The sequence below is a fragment of the Paenibacillus sp. D2_2 genome (assembly GCF_031199965.1).
Taxonomy (GTDB): Bacteria; Bacillota; Bacilli; order Paenibacillales; family Paenibacillaceae; genus Fontibacillus.
This window is the reverse complement of the sequence record NZ_CP133605.1, coordinates 589,684-607,006: the sequence shown is the minus strand read 5'-3', so window position 1 is coordinate 607,006 and position 17,323 is coordinate 589,684. Positions and strand designations below refer to the sequence as shown.

Genomic DNA, 17,323 nt, shown 5'->3' with positions numbered 1-17,323 from the left:
GCCCAGATTTCTATGATTAAGTAGATTCATATAAAGTAGAAATCCGGTCACAAAGGCGAACACTACCGTTTCTTCAGAATCATTTCACACTCTTGCCTAACTTCCGTACTTTAGTTCAACTCACACCAGGTACTCTATGAAAATCGTCTTATCGATATGTTGAAGCGGCAATGTCACTCGGTCCCCGCTCTTAAGTTCAAGTCCTGCAGAGGCATCGACAGCCCGACCTGATTTCTCGATAGGTGCGGCTGAGGCATTACGCAATGTAATGCGATCTCCCTTTGTCGGGGTAAACACAATTTTCTCCGTTTCCTTCAGCTCTGGTGCCAGCTGCAGCAGTTGATGGAGATTGAACTTGCCTTTGAACGAGGTAAGCTTCTTATACTGTGGGAAAGATTTCTCGTTCGTATTTTCATCGCGAATCTCGATGACAATCTGGCCTACGAATCCGCGATTCGCTTTCTTAACTGCCGATGCAACAAAATAAGCACCCGCTGCAACCACAGCCAGACCTACTACTGATATAACAACGATTAGCCAAGGGAATGGTTTCTCTTCTTCTACTGTCGTCGGGTTAGGCTGAGCTGGTGTTGTTGCTGCCCCTGCTTTACCTTTGGCACTCAGTGTCACAGGATCGGATTCCCTATAGAAGCTTTTTTCCTCTGCGCGAACCTTCAGTTCGTACTCATGGGCTTCGGTAAAGCTAAATGTTCCTTCGAATTTGTCCCCCGTATTGTTAAGCTTGATTTCTTCGGTCTTGCCGCTGTCGATATCCTTAACGATGAGAACAGCGTTCATATTCGTATATAACTCATCATTTGGCAGCTTCTGCCCATTACTTGTAAGATACGCTCCGATTTTCACATCATCACCGCGTTTATAGCTCTTCGATGCGATGGGGTCCATCTCGAGCTCGAGATCGTAGTTAAATACAAGATTAATATCGATCTTGTCCTTGGCTGCCCCTTTAACTCTCAGCTTCCAATCCCCCTCGGCTGGTGTTAGCAGCTTAATCAGAGAATAGCTTTTCGACTTGGACAAAATAACGTCATCCGAAGGTACAGCCACTTTATCACCGGATGGGTTAACCAACTCCGCTGTAACAGGATTAGAGGACATAATCGAGATATTAGCTTCAAGCACGCTCGCATTCGGAACGTTAACAACTACTTCCTGGAAGCTTCCGGTACCCGTCATGCTTTGAACAGGTACGATTTTGAGCTTCAGATGGCTAGCAAATATTTCACTAAGTATTTGTGGAAGATCATTCGCCGAGCTGGTTGAGAACGACTTAGCACCTGTCTGCTTGGCCAGATCTTCAAGTGGCGCCTTATTCAGCTTGCCATCTGCATTCAGCCCGATCGTATATATTGGAATACCTGCTGCCTTAGCTTCAGCAACGGCCGCGCTAAGCTCTTTATCAGACTCGCTTTGCGTCCGTCCCGAGCTCTTGTCGAAATCATTGTTGCCGTCTGCTAACAGAACGATCATCGGCTCATGCCCCGGGTCGGACCCGTTTTGCAGCACCTTAACGGCCTCGCGAACTCCTACTGCAATATCTGTGTAGGGGCCTCGATCCAGCCCATCGATGAAATCCTTTAAATCCTGCTTATCAGCAGGAGACTGAATTTTGAGCAGCGCCTTCTCACGCTGCACTTTGTCCGTATACGCCACAATCCCTACCTTGTCACCCTGAGCGGATAACATGTCGATGAACATCTTCATCGCTTCATTTCCGACTTTATTCGTGTCACTCGTCTTCATCGAGTTGCTTGCATCGACAACGAGCACGGCATCGATTAATGAAGTCTGCTGAGCCTGGGCTCCCTTCGCGGCTGCCGAGGCTTCATAAATATTGACGCCGACGTTGGATATTAGTAACCATAAGACCATCATAACCGTCAATATTCGTATAGGTTGTCTATAACAATGTTGCATAATATTGCTCCTTTAATTTGAAATAGAAAAAAACGAATCTGCTTCGTGATCAAAATATGACATGTGAAATTAGAAGTAGTTCCAAATATATACTATACTATGATAATAGATAATGCTTAAGAAAACGTTAAGATAAAACAAGACTAAGCAACCAATTTATGTCAAAATATGCATCTATTTTTTTGACATTCCAAAGATAGAATCATCGCCCTCAACATTAATTACGAAAGGAAGTCATATATGGTTACATACGGATGCCTCATTCTTCTGTTCCTCTTTGTCATTATTAAGTCCAGCATATATTATTCTCGTAGAAAGCAAATCATTGCTCCCGCTGAGCTCGACAGAAAACTGCTAAAATTAATCAACTATGAAGAGAGAGAGCTATGAAGAAGAAAAAAAACGTTATTTTACACCCTCCATTAAAAACGAAGTATGCCTTCGAAAAGTTAAGGTGCTGTAAATATTGCCAGAATTATACCGCACTGCATGAGGATAATTGCACCGTCTGCGGCAAATCAGGTCTACGCTCGGTTCTGGAAAAAGCGCGTCATTCCGCCAAGCGAGCTCAGTATAATGATTTGTTGCTAGTATCATTTCTTACGCTATTAGCAATTCTCTTCAGCGAAACCTTTCAGCTTATGGCCATTTCTGCCGCAGCAGGAGTTATGATGTTCGGGCTGCTTTTTTTCGTTCAACGTACCGTTCTCGAAAGCCGTATTTCAATAGAAATGAGTAAGCTATTCGAGGTTGATCGTGACAAAATCGCCTCAGGATTAGTGCGGAATCTTGAGACCGCCGTCGCCCATGGAGAAGAAGGCCGCTCCTACGAAATGATGCGGGAAATCGCGACCATCATTCACGACGATCATATCCGTAAGCTGCAACTTATACTTTTACAGTCCTTCGTACTAAGAAAGGATATGGAACTGGAACTTACGCCCCTTCTGTTAAAAGACTTCGATTCTGATCTTGCCGAGTATATTGGCGAGCTCACTAAAATCAAGAGAGAGCTCATTAAAGATAGAACATTCCAATATGTTATAAAGTACGAACAGCAATTTCTCGCTTTGGAGCGAGGAGAAGAAATACTGGCAGGAGTTGCTGGAGCTGCCGTTAGGTTGAAACGCTACGTTCTAGCCTATTCGGACTTCATAGCCAGGTATGCCCGCAAGCTTCCTAAGGATCGTTTTCTCCGACTATACCGTATGCTCTCTGAGTCCCCCAATCTCAACTGGGGAAATCTCTCGGCCGAGACGGCCCGAATCTACGAGGAAAAGTATCAGTGGGACGCTGACTTTCAACAAATTAAGCCGAGGTCTACTATAATATGACGTTTAAAAAATGGATAACCCTGCATCATCTACTCATTTTTTTATGCATAATGACGATTCCTCTGTTAGTCCACAAAGGGATTGGAATATCCCAAAAGCTTAACGCTGTTCAGACTGCCGAACGCTTATTCCATGAGAAGCTCTACGTAGAAGCCGTGGATTGGTATCAGAAGGCTCAAAACAATCGGACAATTCGTTATAAAGAAGAGCTCATTTCCTCCCGATTGGAGGAGCTTGCTCCTATCACTGCCATGAAAAGAGACTTAGAAAGCATTGTCGACCAAGCTTCTAGGGCAAATCGCGAACAGGATTTCGATCTACTTATGGATGCATATGCAAAGCTTCAGCAGGTACGAAGTCAGTATTTAGCACCGGAGGAGCCTTACAGCGACTATTACCGTCAGATGTCTAATAATTTCAGCATTTCACAGAACTTCACTAGCTATTTCAAAAATTTCAGAACGTTGTTTCTGGAGCAATTGGAACAAAATCTGACCAGCTCGAACTATACTGATGAATCCTTTAAAAGGAATCTAATGAGGATCCCTGCCCATCTTTTTGGTACAGAGCAGGAATGGCTTAAGGAGTTAAATGCTACCTTCCAAAAATATGACGAAACAAAGCTAACACGGATGGCGGCTCAAGGTCTCATCGAACCTATGCTCGATAATGCTTCTTCCATGCTTGCAGAATATAAAGCCATTACACTTGATGCCCCATGGATGATGTCCAAAGTGGATAGCTTAATGGAGGCGCTCTTAAAAAGGGACTGGGACAACAGCGACTATACTGCGTTCGCCATCCATTCGCGGCAGTATACATCATTCGCAAGCTCCGCCCATCCAGAATCCAGACTCCTCACCTATGCTAAGGGGAAAATGGATGAGTTAATGCGTAACGCCAAGAAAAGTGTAGCAAACGGTAATTACCAAGAAGCCATCGACCTGTACACAGCCATTGGCTATTATCAGGATACGAAGGCGGAAATCAGCGCCACAGAGCTGGCCTGGACCATGGCCGAACCCGTAAGACTTCTTCCTGCTCTAGCGGATGGAAGCAGCTATACTCATGTTGTAGATGGACGGGATCAATTTGGTTCTAAGGCATATGTGGTGGCAACCGACCAGAACAATCAGCTGTATTTTGGCCGAATGAATGCGGAGGAAAGTATTCAGATATTAACAAATCAGGACCTGGCTTCACAGGATCAGATTCGTACTTTAACTATCGATCCGATCCTTAGCACGGGCAATAACCCCGTGATTGTAATTGAGGCAGCGTCAGAGGCGAGAAAAGCACGTTATGATGCTTTTGAGGTGCGTGAGGACAGTATTGCTCTGCTGTACTCGATCGAAGCTGATAGCCTAACAATACAGCCAGACAAAACCATTTATGCAATTAATCTGGTTGGCCAGGGTGAAGGACAAACAGCGATTTTCGTTCGTGCAGATGATCATTACCAGTTCGCAGGTATTAAACAGGAAATTCTAGATATCTCCGCCGACATGGTTAGTCAGTATCCTGACACGCTTGTCCGCTTCACCAGTACCGTGATTTACTCCGTTTCAGGAGAGACGCTGGTCACTGACGGCAATAGCTTAATACTTCTAAGAGGTGATTTCTCTCTCACCTCCGGAGCAAATGTAACAGTAACGGGACGCTTCGAACAGAACGCTTCACTTAATGTTGACGAGCAATTAATCGAAAAAATCGCGGAAGTACTGAAAGAACTGGCTGACGGATCGATGAATGAACTGCTCTTAAGGCTTTCTGGTATCATTCAAATCATAATTCCTGTTATCGAGGTTGACACGATCCAATAATAGCGAAAGTCATAAATAAAGCTCTGAGTCAATCCTTACGGAATGACTCAGAGCTTATTTTGTTAAATATTAATCTTGATATTTGATTCGCCGCCTTGTCTCCATCGCCAGTTCCTTGATGTTGTCCTCCAGCCTTGAGATAAGTTCGTCGCTAATCGTGAAGCCGCCTTGCTCTGTACGGGACACATTCGCATCCGCGGCGTATACGCCAGCAAGAATATGACGTGCTCCAAGCACCGACAAGACTGGTTTGAGTGAGTAATCGATCGCAAGCAGATGAGCAATCGTTCCACCCATGAACATAGGCAAGATCACTTTGCCGGTCAAGCCCCTCTCCGGAATCAAATCCAGGAACGTCTTAAGCACCCCTGTATAGGAGGCCTTATAAACCGGACTAGCCACGATAATCGCGTCCGCCTCGGCTACAAGCCCGTTTGCCTTCACAATATGCTCACTCTCAAATTTGGTATGAATCAGATCACCCGGTGGAAGCTCGCCGACATTCACATGCTTCACTTCGAAGCCTTCCTTCACCAGCAGTTCCTCTGCTAATGCAATGATTGCTGTCAGACGGGAACCCGGTGTAGGAGTTCCGTTAATTATGGTTACCTTAGCCATGCTGGATCCTCTCCTTATTACTGTGTGTTGAACTACCTCTATTATCTATAAATGATCAATTCCGACTAAACCGCTGTAATTCACTTCGATGCTATCAATAATAAAATCGAAAGTCAATTTACAACCAAGCCAAAAATGGAATCCTACATCAAATCCTCATTTTTAAACATAGACTTCGACGACAAGCGGCTACCTGACTGAAGCTTACAACGCTTCGATAATATCCCCGGCGAGCAGTGAGGCCGGGTTGCCTTTTCGCGCGGCCGCAGCCTGCTCACCGGCTAGGCCGTGCAAGTAGACGCCGAACGCTGCTGCCTGTACGGCGTCCAGCCCTTGGGCGAGCATGGCAGCGATAATTCCGGTGAGTACATCACCGGAGCCCCCAGTTGCCATGCCGGGATGGCCGGTGAAGTTCACGTAGACCCGGCCGTCCGGGGCCGCAATGACCGAGCGAGCCCCTTTGAGCACGAGCGTTACGCCGTGCTCGGTGGCAAAGCGGCGCGCGAGGCCGATGCGGTCCCGCTGGACCTCGGCCGTCGTGAGACTGGCCAGACGGGCCATCTCGCCGGGATGCGGCGTCAGGATCGTCGCTGCATCCCGGCGCTTCCAGGTCGTCAGGCCTCCGGCCGCGGCCAGGATGTTAAGGGCATCCGCGTCCGCGACAAGGGGACGCGGAGCGCCCTCCCACAAGGCGCGCAGGAACGCCGCCTCGCCCGGGAAGCGGCCCAGCCCCGGGCCGACAGCGAGCACATCGCGCGCCGCGAGCAGCCGCAGCACTTCGTCTGCTGCGACATTGCCCATACGCCGGTTCCGCCATCGGCGACCGGCGCCAGCATCAGCTCGGGCACAGCCCCGAGCATATGCGGCAGCAGCGACGCTGGCAGCGCCCACGTCGCGAGGCCGCACCCGGCGCGCAGCGCCGCCTTGGCGGCCAGCAGGCCGGCGCCGCTCATCGGCAGGTTGCCTGCCGCCAGCAGCACATGCCCGTACGTGCCTTTATGCCCGTCCGGTTCACGGCGCCGCCCTGCGTCAAGACCGAGCTCGCTCTCCAGCGCCTCCTCGGTCAGAACAACCCCGGCTCCCTCCATCCCTACCGGGAGCCGCGGTGGAATGCCGATATAGCGCACGACCACTTCCCCTGCCGCCTTCGCTCCCGGATACTGCGTCAGCCCGGCCTTCAAGAAGGCCAGGCATACCGTCAGCTCAGCCTGGATGCAGGGGTCGTATACCGCGCCGGTATCGGCATCCATGCCGCTCGGAATGTCTGCCGTCACGATCGGCAGACCGCTGGCGTTCGCTTCCGCAATAAGCGAAGCGTACACCCCGCGCGGCGCTCCCTTGGCTCCAGTGCCAAGGAGCGCATCCACAATTCCCGTATAGCTACGCAAATCCGGGATACAACCCGCTTCATTCGCATATACGATTCGCGGTAACCCCAGCGCCGTGGCGATTCGTTGCTGGACCGCTGCCTCCCCACTAAGATGGTCCGGTCCCACAGCATACACCAGCGTCACCAGAATCCCCGCATCCGCCAAATGCCTGGCGCATACCAGGCCATCGCCGCCATTATTCCCTTTCCCTATAAGCACAAGCCAGCGCTCGCCTGCCAGCGTATCTTTTCGCCGTATCACCAGCTTGATCACTTCCTCAGCAATCGCTCTCCCCGCATTCTCCATCAGCACGACAGCTGGAATACCGATCTCCTCGATTGTATACCGGTCAATCTCACGCATCTGCTCAGCCGTTACAAATTCCATGCTATGACCCCCTTCGAACATTCTGCCTATACTCTTATCTTCATAATATACACTTCCAGATTCAAATCTCTACTCCATCTCCCATCTTAGCTCTAACGAAACTACAGATCGTTATTGCCCTGGTCCTGATTCTCTGAGCATTTGCGCGTTCCAAGTTCGATCTGTTATTCTAAGGTTCCACGTACTTTACTAAGCTCTTAATGGCCTTTCATAGAGTTGATTTACTACCGTTCCTTATAACCCTAGTAACAAGACGCAGCTAGACGAAATAATGAACAACATACCAAAGATTGGTTTACATAGAACTTGAAAACGATAAATTCATGTGCAATAGTGAAGAGAGGAATATCGAAAGGGTGATTTCAGTGTCACTGTCGGAATGGATAAACTGGCTGCAGCAGCACGCCGCGCTATCCTTGACCGCCGTCCTAGTTCTGGTTACATTTCTGGCCCTTTATGGGGTAACCAGTTGGAGGACGCGAGCGGGCCTACGCTCCCGGCTGGAGCATCTAGAGAAGAGTCTCAAATTATATTCAGCCGCCTCTGCGCCGCTGTTGAGTGATAACGCATTTGGAACGATGACGACAGAGCAGGAGAGTGATCTGATCGACCGCCTGCTTGCTTGCCGTGCGGCCCCTTATGCAACCTCTGATCTGCTTGGACAGATCGGAGCTTATACAGATGATCATGATCATGCGAGATTGCCGCTGCTACTTAGAACATTAGAACGAGAGAGCGAACGTTTCCTCGAAGAACGGGATAAGTTGCTAAACTGGCTGGAACAACCGGGTTGGGGTATCCGTTTCTGGTTTGGTATTCAACCTGTCTTTCCTTTTCTGTTCGCCGCAGCCTTATTCATGTTAGTGTATCAATTACTGTGGAGGTGGTCCGGTGCCGATATCAGCTTCCTGGGCTTTCACACCTTGGACACAGTCTATTTCTATTCGCGCTTCGGCTCCGCTCTTTTCTCCCTGCTGCTCCTGTATCCTGCACTGATGGGCGGGTTCCGGCCGGGAGAAGGCTCAATATTGCTACGACTATGGGGAATCTTCATTGCCGCTATGTATTTGCTTCACTTCATCAATCCGGTCATAGCCCCTTATGTAGCAGCAGCGCAGGTTCTATTATTCCTCGGCGGATTCTTATTCACAAGGAACAAACCGCGCAAAGCACGTCCCTTTGTCGGACATTATCAGACCAACCTTCCGTCTGATCCTACGATAAATGCCTTGCCAACGACTCAAGATAACACCGTATCATCTCTGGTCGAGAATGCGGACAATTTCATAAACAATGACAAAGACCGTTAGAGGACATCCTGCCCTATAACGGTCTTTTCCAATTCCAATAACTTTCAATATGTCTATCGCGATTCCGACTTACGTAGTGGTTTAACTGCATTCCGGGACGATCCAGGCGCTTTGGCCGCCCCTGCCCCGACATCGTAACGTCTCCGCTCTGTGCGCTCCAACTGGACAATCTGTCCCTCATGAACAATGATGTTCAGCGACCCGAATTCCATCTCATTTAACATCCCCGCGATCCGCTCTAGCCACACATTATCTACCTTTAGCGGTTTGCTCATTCGAAGAAGCCCCCTACCTATATATTTTGATCCCAGCTAGTGACTGCTCTTACGGGTGAACCAGCTCTTAAGTAGCAAGGTGATCAGCGCCAGTATCAGTAGTAAGGAAGCGACTGCAAATGAAGCCGAGAATTGATACTCGTTATACAAAATCTCAATATGCAACGGAAGTGTGTTGGTCGCTCCGCGAATATGACCTGATACGACGGATACGGCGCCGAATTCCCCCATCGCCCGCGCATTACAAAGTATTATTCCGTACAACAGTCCCCATTTAATATTCGGAAGAGTCACCTTCCAAAATATACGGAAGCCTTTAGCGCCTAGTGTAACCGCTGCTTCCTCCTCCAGTTGCCCCTGATCCTCCATGAGCGGAATCAATTCGCGGGCGACGAATGGAAATGTAACGAACAGTGTCGCCAGAATAATACCTGGTAGTGCAAAGATAATTTTCAAATCATATTCCTGCAGCCAAGGCCCCAGCCAGCCATGTACGCCATAGACCAGTACGTAGATCAAGCCGCCGATTACCGGAGATACCGCAAAGGGCAAGTCGATCAGTGTGATTAGAAGCTGCCTTCCCCGGAATTTGAATTTCGTAATCGCCCATGCGGCTGCCACACCAAATATCGTATTCAGCGGCACCGTAATTGCTGCGACAAGCAGTGTCAATCTCAATGCCGATAATGCATCAGGATCAGATATAGCCTGCATGTAGACATTCCAGCCCTTCTTCAGGGCCTCCGTTAGAACGACAATAAGCGGTAGACCGATCAGCCACATAATGACAAGTACGGCGAGACTGATTAAGGTCCATTTGACAACACTCGATTCCTTCGTACTGCGTTTCCTTACTGGATTTGTTCTCGCTGCCGCTAAAGGTACAGAACCTGCCACACGACGCCCCTCCCTTGGCTTTTATGATTACAATAATTACCCGCTGAACCTAACCGTACTCACCTTGCAGTCTTGCGCATCCGACCCTGTAATGAATTAATCAGCAACAGAAGTGCAAAGGAGATCAAGAGCAGCATTAGCGCTACCGCTGTCGCTCCGGCATAGTCGAATTGCTCCAGCTTTGACATAATCAGTAGTGGAGCGATTTCGGTCTTCATCGGCATATTTCCGGAAATGAAGACGACCGAGCCGTATTCCCCGATACCACGGGAAAAGGCGAGTGCGAAGCCTGTCAGGAGCGGCGGAAGTAGTTCCGGCAAGATAACGGATCGGAAGGTACGAAAACTGCTCGAACCCAGTGTAGCCGCTGCCTCTTCGACCTCCGCATCTAAATCCTGCAGCACGGGTTGTACGGTCCGCACAACGAATGGAATGCCGATAAACATCAGGGCGAGTGTAATGCCCAGCGGCGAGAACGCCGTCTTAATACCAAGCGGCTCAAACAATGAGCCAAGCCAACCTTTGGAGGAATAAAGTGCAGTCAGCGACACACCAGCAACCGCTGTTGGCAACGCGAATGGAAGATCGATCATCGCATCGAATATTTTCTTACCCGGAAAATCATATCTAACGAGAACCCATGCAAGCAGCAAACCCAATACTGAATCAACCAATCCGGCCGCCGCTGCGGTCAGGAAGCTTACTCGGTAAGAGGCCAAAACTCGCGGATCAGTCGCAATCGACCAGAACTTCTCCCAGGTTAGTCCCGTAGAATTTAACAAAAGAGCGGATAACGGAATTAATACGATCAAGCTAAGGTATAAAATGCTGTATCCCATCGTAAGTCCGAATCCGGGCAGCACTCCGCGCTTGGTATTTGCCTTGCTTGGCATGAAGTTCATCCTTTCTCTACTTACACGGGCGGATCACTTCACTCACCTTCATCCCAGTTGAAGAGAGCACCATTCATCGTCGGTGATTTCACGAATATCCATTGGGTGATCCGCCGCTCTCTGCAAGTTTGCTACTCCGCTGGTCGCGGTCGTTTATTTAGGCACGTAAATCTGACTAAAAATTCCGCCATCATTAAAATGCTTCGGCTGCGCCTTGGCCCAGCCCCCAAACACCTCATCAATCGTATACAGCTTGATGTCCGGGAATTGATCCTTGAATTTCTCCTTCACGCTGTCCAAGGTCGGACGATAGTAGTTCTCTGCTGCTATGGTCTGGCCTTCCTCTGAATATAAATATTTCAAGTAGGCTTCGGCAACTTCACGTGTCCCCTTCTTATCGACGATTTTATCGACGACGGCAACAGGCGGTTCGGCCAGAATACTCTCCGACGGATAGACGATATCGAATTTATCAGGACCAAGCTCTTTAACGGCTAACCAGGCTTCATTCTCCCAAGCAAGCAATACGTCGCCAAGTCCCCGTTCAGTAAATGTCGTAGTTGCACCGCGCGCACCGCTATCAAGCACCGGAACATGCTGGTATAATTCTTTTACAAATTCCTGTGCCTTGGCCTCATCGTTATTATTGTGGTGAAGCGCATATCCCCAAGCCGCTAGATAATTCCAGCGCGCCCCTCCGGACGTCTGCGGATTCGGCGTAATGACCTCTACCCCATCCTTGATCAAATCGTTCCAATCCTCGATCCCTTTCGGATTCCCCTTCCGTACCAGGAAGACGATCGTCGAAGTATACGGCGAACTGTTATGATCATATTTTTGCTGCCAGCCTTCTTGAATTAGTCCGCTTTCCTGAATAGAGTCTATATCGTATCCAAGCGCTAGGGTTACTACGTCTGCCTCTAACCCGTCGATGACAGCCCGAGCTTGCTTTCCGGATCCCCCATGTGATTGCTGTATCGTTACTTTCTGCCCTTTTTCTTTCTCCCAATAGGCTGCAAAGGCCTTATTATAACTTTCATATAATTCGCGAGTAGGGTCGTAGGATACGTTCAGTAATTGGATGCTCTTCCCCTTGCCTGCATCTGCACCGGCAGCCGCACTCGCTTTGTCATTCTCTTTGTTCCCTCCGCAGGCGACCAGTGCCACCGACATAGCCAGAACCAAACTGACCAGAATACTCTGCTTAACCACTTTGCTCATCGTATCACTCCCCATCTTCTCCCATAATATCTTGCCGTACTAAGCTAGCAGAAACACTTCCCTCCGTACAAGAAAGCCTCTAACGAGGACGTCAAGAATGAGTACCCCGACTATATCTAAATGAAAGACGGAGAAACACCCTGCTCCCATCGGTCAAACCGAGCCGCTACCCGTGTCTGCCTAGGCAAGTAGAGCGTTCCTCCGTCCGTACGGTGAGAACATCTTTAATTATTCCTACCTGTTTAGTATGTTATGGTGTTATTTTATATGTGCTGGGTTTTCTTGTCAAACGTTTTTTTCCAGGAAAACCATAAATTCAGGATTTTATATATCCATCAAAAAAAACGGCAGATCGGATGAGCTTCACGCTCTCCGACCTGCCAATATATAAGAACATATTAAAAAGTTCGTGATCAAAAGGTCCGGTTTTCAGCACCGAGAAGGTTGAAAGAAGCTAGGGCCTGAGGAGCGGAGCGTACGTTTTGGGTACGTGAGCACCTAAGATGTTTCCGTAGGAAACATGACTTCGTAAGCATTTGCTTAGGCCCGGCTGAATTCAAGATTCGATGTCGATTAAGCTTCCTGATTCACTCCGTGATCAAAAGCGGAACCTCTATTAGTCTAATACCGGTTCGATACAGGCCGCCTGGCTTATGGCCAGTTCCTGTCCGGTCGCCGTCAGCTTGCCGCTATCAGCATCGCGTTTGAACGCCACAATATTCCCACTGAATTGATTTGCAGCCAGCACATAATCGCTAAGGACGGCGAAGTTACGCGGCCAGCTTCCTCCAGTCAATGTCCAGTCTGGATTAGCAAGCTTGCCTGTCACAACGTCGATTTCAAAGCGTACAATACTGTCATGACCGCGATTGGAGCCGTATAAATAACAGCCATCCTCAGACAGATGGATATCCGCAGGATAACTCTCACCTGTAAAGTCTTCAGGAATCGTAACGACATGATCGACGATCTCCAATCTACCTTCCGTCTTGTTATAGCTATAGATTGTAATCGTATTATCCAGCTCGTTAATCCCATAAGCATGTTGATCATTCGGGTGGAGAACGAAATGTCTTGGTCCTGCTCCCGGAGGTAGCGCTACCTCAGCATGCTGAACGAAACCGCCATCTTGCATATTATAGATAAAGATTCGATCTGCACCTAAATCCGATGCATATGCGTATCTCCCCTCTAGGTCTGTTACGGCACTGTGAGCATGAGCTTTCTCCTGGCGATCCGCTACCGGACCTGTGCCGACTTGTTGTACCTTCGCTACCATACGATTTGCTTCTCCTTGTTCGCCCAGAGCAAATCGATTCACTACACCACTGGAATAATTGGATACGAGCACATCACCGATTGGCAACGAAGCAAGATGACAAGGATCTGCCCCTTCGGTTGGCACGGAATCCAATTCTGTAAGTCCACCGTTGTTGGAGTCGATCTTGTAGCTAACGAGACGCCCTTCAGCCTGTTCACTCACCGCATACAACCTTGAAGCTTCAGCATTCACGATAACAAAGGATGGATTCAATATTCCTGAAAAATGACGAATGATACGCATTGCCCCTGTCTGGTCATTCAAGCCACATAAGTATATCCCCGGTTCCTCTGCTTTTGCGTATGTACCTACATAGAATGGAATTTCATCCTTCAGACCAAATTGCGTCATATACTTCATCCTCTCGATTATAATTTGTTTCTATATAAGTCGACCGTTCCCGCTTCTATAGTTGCGGTACGGCTGATGCATACATCCATATGTGATTATTATCATGGTGGGGATTTATGTTATAATTATCTCGCCTAACAGATGGTTCAAAAAGTTGCAATTCACAACACAACCGACCAACCATACTAACTAAAGAAGGGGTGTCATTATGAACGCCATTAGCCCTTTTTATATGCGGATCATTGCGACAGCTGTTATGATCCTGATGGCCGTATCTGTCATCATCGTCAGACTTAAGGCCAGTAATCGCCCGGTGACGATTAAGAAAATAATTATTCCACCGCTCGGTATGGCAACTGGCTTCGCCATGTTCGTGGAGCCGCAGATGCGGATTTCCTTCCTTTACGGAATCATCGCTTTTGCCGCTGGCTGGTTCCTGTTCTCCTATCCACTCATGCGCACCACTCATTTTGAGATGAGGGACGGACAAGTTTTTGCCAAAAGATCCAGCGGATTCGCCTTCATTCTGATCGGCCTACTTGTCATCCGACTGGCTCTGCATGAGGTGATTGAGCAATATATTTCCATTCTTCAGACGGGCTCACTATTCTTCATTCTCGCATTCGGAATGATCTTACGCTGGCGACTCTTTATGTTGAAGAAATATCGCGCCATTACGAACGAGACTGATATGAACCCGGTAAATCCGGAAGCATAAAGCGATTAACCCTATCTTAAACAAGATTGGCAGCTAGAACAAGGGGTCGTGAACAGAGCAGAATTACTTTCTTCCCCTTGGTTTTAGCTCCATCTGCCTATATAAGTTGAACTAAAGAAAGGAGCAGGGAATAGGCAAGAGGGTGAAATGATTCTGAAGAAGCGAAGCGTTCGCCTTTGTGAGCGGATTTCTACTGTGCTTGAATTTATAAAATCAAGAAATCCGCGAACAACAGCGATCGTAAGAACATTTCACCCGGCTGCCTTCATCCGTTCAATCATTAGTTCAACTTATGTAGCTTCACGAAACGCCTGTATTGTATTTTCTAACTGGACATATCTGCAACTGGGAACTATAATGGCAAGTGTAATCCGTAATTCAATAGTTCAGGGGGCTGGAATTGGCTGGCTGAGATTGTATCCCAAGAAGATACTGACCCTTTAACCTGATCTGGGTAATGCCAGCGTAGGAAGAAATGCAGGTATGAAGCTATGCTCATATTTTAATGCACCTATGCGTCCCATCCGGGCGCTTTTTTTGCATCCTGAACATTTAAACCTATTCATTTTCGGCTCCATTCGGAAATATCAGGAATACTAGAAGTGTAAAAGCGGATTAGACATTTTGAAGGAGGGAATACCATTGCATCGATCAAAATGGGTTCTGCTTGCCCTATCCTGCTTGCTTGTCATCATCGCAGGCTGCGGCAAAGCGAACAATGCCAACACACCGGCCGCTAACGGAAATGCGGCAAATGGCGGACAGACCAAAGAGCTCCGCGATGTCAAATTCGTACTGGACTGGAGTCCGAATACGAACCATACCGGCCTCTACGTTGCACAGGCGAAAGGCTTCTACGAAGAGGAAGGACTGAAGCTAGACATCCTGCTGCCGGGCTCTGGTGGCGCGGACGCGATGGTTGCATCTGGTGAAGTACCTTTTGGAATCAGTTATCAAGAAAGTGTGACACAAGGCCGTACCCAAGGTGTGCCACTCGTCTCAATCGCTGCAGTTATCCAGCATAATACATCTGGCTTCGCCGCACCTGTGGATCGGAACATCAAATCTCCTAAAGACTTTGAAGGCAAGACCTACGGCGGCTGGGGCTCCCCGGTCGAAGAGGCCGTCATGAAGTCGATCATGGACATTGATGGCGGAGATGTTAGCAAAGTGAAAATTATCAATATGGGTGAAGCCGACTTCTTCACTGCCGTAAAGAGAGATATCGATTTCGCCTGGATCTTCTACGCCTGGACCGGCATCGAGGCTGAGCTGCGTGGAGAACCACTTGATATGCTCTATGTGAAGGACTATTCGGATAAGCTGGACTATTACACACCGGTCATTGCGACCAACGAGAAACAGATCAAGGACGATCCCGAACTGATCAAGGCTTTCCTTCGTGCTACCTCCAAAGGCTATCAGTATGCAATCCAGCATCCGGAAGAAGCTGCCGACATTCTGCTGAAGGCGGTTCCGGATCTCGATAAAGATCTCGTTATCGCCAGCCAGAAATGGCTTAGCCCGAAATACCAAGACGATGCTGCCCGTTGGGGTGAACAAAAACAATCCGTATGGCAAAATTATTCCGACTGGATGTATGAGAAGAAACTAATCGAGAAGCCGCTTGATACAGATGCCGCTTATACGAATGATTTCCTGCCAGAAAACCAATAACGAATTGGCGTAAAAATGTAAGCCACAATTTCTATAAGTGCGTGTTCAAAAAGGCCTGTTTTCAGTAAACGGACTTTTTGAACAACCTCAATAATTCTGTGATCAGAGAGGATGTTCATACATGGCTAATGCATTAGTAAGTATTCAGATTATTCCGAAGACACCAAACGGGGAAGATTCGATTCCTTACGTCGACCGTGCAATTGAAGTCATCCAAGCTTCCGGTGTGAAGTATCAGGTGAGCCCGCTGGAGACGACGATGGAGGGAGAACTTAGCCACCTGCTGGACATAATCAAAGAAATGAACGAAGCTGTCATCGAATTCGGTAGCAAAAATGTGATCTCTCAGATAAAAATCTACTACAATCCGGAAGGCGCCAGCATGGACAAGCTGACAGAGAAGTATCGTCCATGAGGCTCCGTCGCATCTGGAGCAGTGTATGGCCGCCCCTTGTGGCGGTCATCTTGTTCCTCATTATCTGGCAGATAGCTACGTCTCTATTTCATATCGAAAAATGGATGCTGCCAAGCCCTGTCGATATTGCTCATGAAGCGACGGCCGGTGCTGCCGGATTGTGGGATCATACACAGGCTACGCTCAAGCTTATGCTGCTAGGCTTCGCAATCGGTACGTTTGTTGGGCTTCTAGTTGCTTTTGTACTGCATTATATCCCTTTTCTCAGAAAAGCCCTCTACCCGCTGATTATTCTCAGCCAAAATGTCCCAATCATCGCCTTGGCACCACTGCTGATGATCTGGTTCGGCTTCGGGATTCTTCCCAAGATCATCGTCATTACATTGGTCTGCTTCTTTCCTATCGCAGTAGCGGCCATGGACGGATTAAGCCGTACAGACCGCGTTATGCTGGACTACATGCGAATGGCTGGAGCTTCGAAGTGGAATATCTTCACCAAGCTGGAAGTACCACATGCATTGCCTTCTATTATGTCCGGGGCGAAGATTGCTGCCACCTATAGCGTCATGGGAGCGATCATTGCAGAATGGATCGGCGCCGACAAAGGAATCGGATATTATATGATGCTCCAGAAGTCATCCTTCCGCACCGATAAAATATTCGTCGCTATTGCAATCATCGTTACGATCAGCCTAGCGATGTTCCTGCTTATTTCATTACTCGAGAAATGGCTCATTCGTTACCATCCATCCGGTGATGATAAATAGAAAGGGGC

At 48.3% G+C, this 17,323-nt stretch carries 14 protein-coding genes, 1 pseudogene and 1 riboswitch; of the genes and pseudogenes, 7 read left to right on the top strand and 8 right to left on the bottom strand.

The genetic code is table 11. The features are described 5' to 3' along the window. Nucleotides 1-120 precede the first annotated feature (120 nt). Nucleotides 121-1,938 carry a vWA domain-containing protein gene (locus RE628_RS02900; protein ID WP_309157330.1) on the bottom strand — a complete coding sequence of 606 codons (1,818 nt, stop codon included), beginning with the start codon at nt 1,936-1,938 and terminating at the stop codon, nt 121-123. Between the two features lie 386 nt (nt 1,939-2,324). On the opposite strand from RE628_RS02900, the gene RE628_RS02895 reads away from it, so the two are divergent. Beyond that, entirely contained in the window at nt 2,325-3,272 is a 948-nt protein-coding gene (locus tag RE628_RS02895; RefSeq protein WP_309157329.1) for a hypothetical protein, read from the top strand. 50 nt (nt 3,273-3,322) lie between these two features. Beyond that, nucleotides 3,323-5,095 carry a hypothetical protein gene (locus tag RE628_RS02890; RefSeq protein WP_309157328.1) on the top strand — a complete coding sequence of 591 codons (1,773 nt, stop codon included), beginning with the start codon at nt 3,323-3,325 and terminating at the stop codon, nt 5,093-5,095. Between the two features lie 69 nt (nt 5,096-5,164). Here RE628_RS02890 and ssuE read toward each other — a convergent pair whose 3' ends face one another. After that, nucleotides 5,165-5,713, bottom strand: coding sequence for an NADPH-dependent FMN reductase (gene ssuE / locus RE628_RS02885; RefSeq protein WP_309157327.1), 549 nt, complete (start codon nt 5,711-5,713; stop codon nt 5,165-5,167). Between the two features lie 204 nt (nt 5,714-5,917). After that, a pseudogene (locus RE628_RS02880) lies at nt 5,918-7,470 on the bottom strand (NAD(P)H-hydrate dehydratase). 365 nt (nt 7,471-7,835) lie between these two features. On the opposite strand from RE628_RS02880, the gene RE628_RS02875 reads away from it, so the two are divergent. After that, nucleotides 7,836-8,780: a hypothetical protein gene (locus RE628_RS02875; protein WP_309157325.1), complete on the top strand. Its 945-nt coding sequence runs from the start codon at nt 7,836-7,838 to the stop codon at nt 8,778-8,780. A gap of 53 nt (nt 8,781-8,833) precedes the next feature. Here RE628_RS02875 and RE628_RS02870 read toward each other — a convergent pair whose 3' ends face one another. From RE628_RS02870 to RE628_RS02850, 5 genes are all read right to left on the bottom strand, one after another. After that, the gene (locus RE628_RS02870; protein ID WP_309157323.1) at nt 8,834-9,055 is read right to left on the bottom strand and encodes a YezD family protein; all 222 of its coding nucleotides are present in this window, start codon (nt 9,053-9,055) and stop codon (nt 8,834-8,836) included. A gap of 36 nt (nt 9,056-9,091) precedes the next feature. Continuing rightward, the gene (gene cysW / locus RE628_RS02865; RefSeq protein ID WP_309157321.1) at nt 9,092-9,952 is read right to left on the bottom strand and encodes a sulfate ABC transporter permease subunit CysW; all 861 of its coding nucleotides are present in this window, start codon (nt 9,950-9,952) and stop codon (nt 9,092-9,094) included. Nucleotides 9,953-10,011: 59 nt separating this feature from the next. Next, nucleotides 10,012-10,845, bottom strand: coding sequence for a sulfate ABC transporter permease subunit CysT (cysT, locus tag RE628_RS02860; RefSeq protein WP_309157319.1), 834 nt, complete (start codon nt 10,843-10,845; stop codon nt 10,012-10,014). 153 nt (nt 10,846-10,998) lie between these two features. Next, nucleotides 10,999-12,066 (bottom strand): sulfate ABC transporter substrate-binding protein, encoded by a 1,068-nt coding sequence (locus RE628_RS02855; protein WP_309157317.1) that lies wholly within the window; start codon nt 12,064-12,066, stop codon nt 10,999-11,001. 616 nt (nt 12,067-12,682) lie between these two features. Continuing rightward, on the bottom strand, nt 12,683-13,738 hold the full coding sequence (locus RE628_RS02850) for a lactonase family protein (protein ID WP_309157315.1): 1,056 nt from the start codon (nt 13,736-13,738) through the stop codon (nt 12,683-12,685). Between the two features lie 208 nt (nt 13,739-13,946). Here RE628_RS02850 and RE628_RS02845 point away from each other — a divergent pair, with 208 nt between their 5' ends. The 4 genes from RE628_RS02845 (at nt 13,947) to RE628_RS02830 (ending at nt 17,315) form a co-directional block, all read left to right on the top strand. Beyond that, nucleotides 13,947-14,456, top strand: coding sequence for a CcdC family protein (locus tag RE628_RS02845; RefSeq protein ID WP_309157313.1), 510 nt, complete (start codon nt 13,947-13,949; stop codon nt 14,454-14,456). 378 nt (nt 14,457-14,834) lie between these two features. Next, nucleotides 14,835-14,945: riboswitch (TPP riboswitch) on the top strand. Nucleotides 14,946-15,098: 153 nt separating this feature from the next. Next, on the top strand, nt 15,099-16,133 hold the full coding sequence (locus RE628_RS02840; protein WP_309157310.1) for an ABC transporter substrate-binding protein: 1,035 nt from the start codon (nt 15,099-15,101) through the stop codon (nt 16,131-16,133). 121 nt (nt 16,134-16,254) lie between these two features. After that, on the top strand, nt 16,255-16,548 hold the full coding sequence (locus RE628_RS02835) for a thiamine-binding protein (RefSeq protein ID WP_309157308.1): 294 nt from the start codon (nt 16,255-16,257) through the stop codon (nt 16,546-16,548). Further along, complete coding sequence (locus RE628_RS02830; protein WP_309157306.1) at nt 16,545-17,315, top strand: ABC transporter permease; 771 nt, start codon at nt 16,545-16,547, stop codon at nt 17,313-17,315. The genes RE628_RS02835 and RE628_RS02830 overlap by 4 nt, the downstream gene beginning before the upstream one ends. Nucleotides 17,316-17,323: the final 8 nt, after the last annotated feature.

Excerpts from the sequence above, each read along its gene's own strand:
- RE628_RS02900 (WP_309157330.1), bottom strand. The coding sequence starts at position 1,938 with ATGCAACATTGTTATAGACAACCTATACGAATATTGACGGTTATGATG.
- RE628_RS02895 (WP_309157329.1), top strand. The coding sequence starts at position 2,325 with ATGAAGAAGAAAAAAAACGTTATTTTACACCCTCCATTAAAAACGAAG.
- RE628_RS02890 (WP_309157328.1), top strand. The coding sequence starts at position 3,323 with ATGACGATTCCTCTGTTAGTCCACAAAGGGATTGGAATATCCCAAAAG.
- ssuE (WP_309157327.1), bottom strand. The coding sequence starts at position 5,713 with ATGGCTAAGGTAACCATAATTAACGGAACTCCTACACCGGGTTCCCGT.
- RE628_RS02870 (WP_309157323.1), bottom strand. The coding sequence starts at position 9,055 with ATGAGCAAACCGCTAAAGGTAGATAATGTGTGGCTAGAGCGGATCGCG.
- cysT (WP_309157319.1), bottom strand. The coding sequence starts at position 10,845 with ATGCCAAGCAAGGCAAATACCAAGCGCGGAGTGCTGCCCGGATTCGGA.
- RE628_RS02855 (WP_309157317.1), bottom strand. The coding sequence starts at position 12,066 with ATGAGCAAAGTGGTTAAGCAGAGTATTCTGGTCAGTTTGGTTCTGGCT.
- RE628_RS02850 (WP_309157315.1), bottom strand. The coding sequence starts at position 13,738 with ATGACGCAATTTGGTCTGAAGGATGAAATTCCATTCTATGTAGGTACA.
- RE628_RS02845 (WP_309157313.1), top strand. The coding sequence starts at position 13,947 with ATGAACGCCATTAGCCCTTTTTATATGCGGATCATTGCGACAGCTGTT.
- RE628_RS02835 (WP_309157308.1), top strand. The coding sequence starts at position 16,255 with ATGGCTAATGCATTAGTAAGTATTCAGATTATTCCGAAGACACCAAAC.
- RE628_RS02830 (WP_309157306.1), top strand. The coding sequence starts at position 16,545 with ATGAGGCTCCGTCGCATCTGGAGCAGTGTATGGCCGCCCCTTGTGGCG.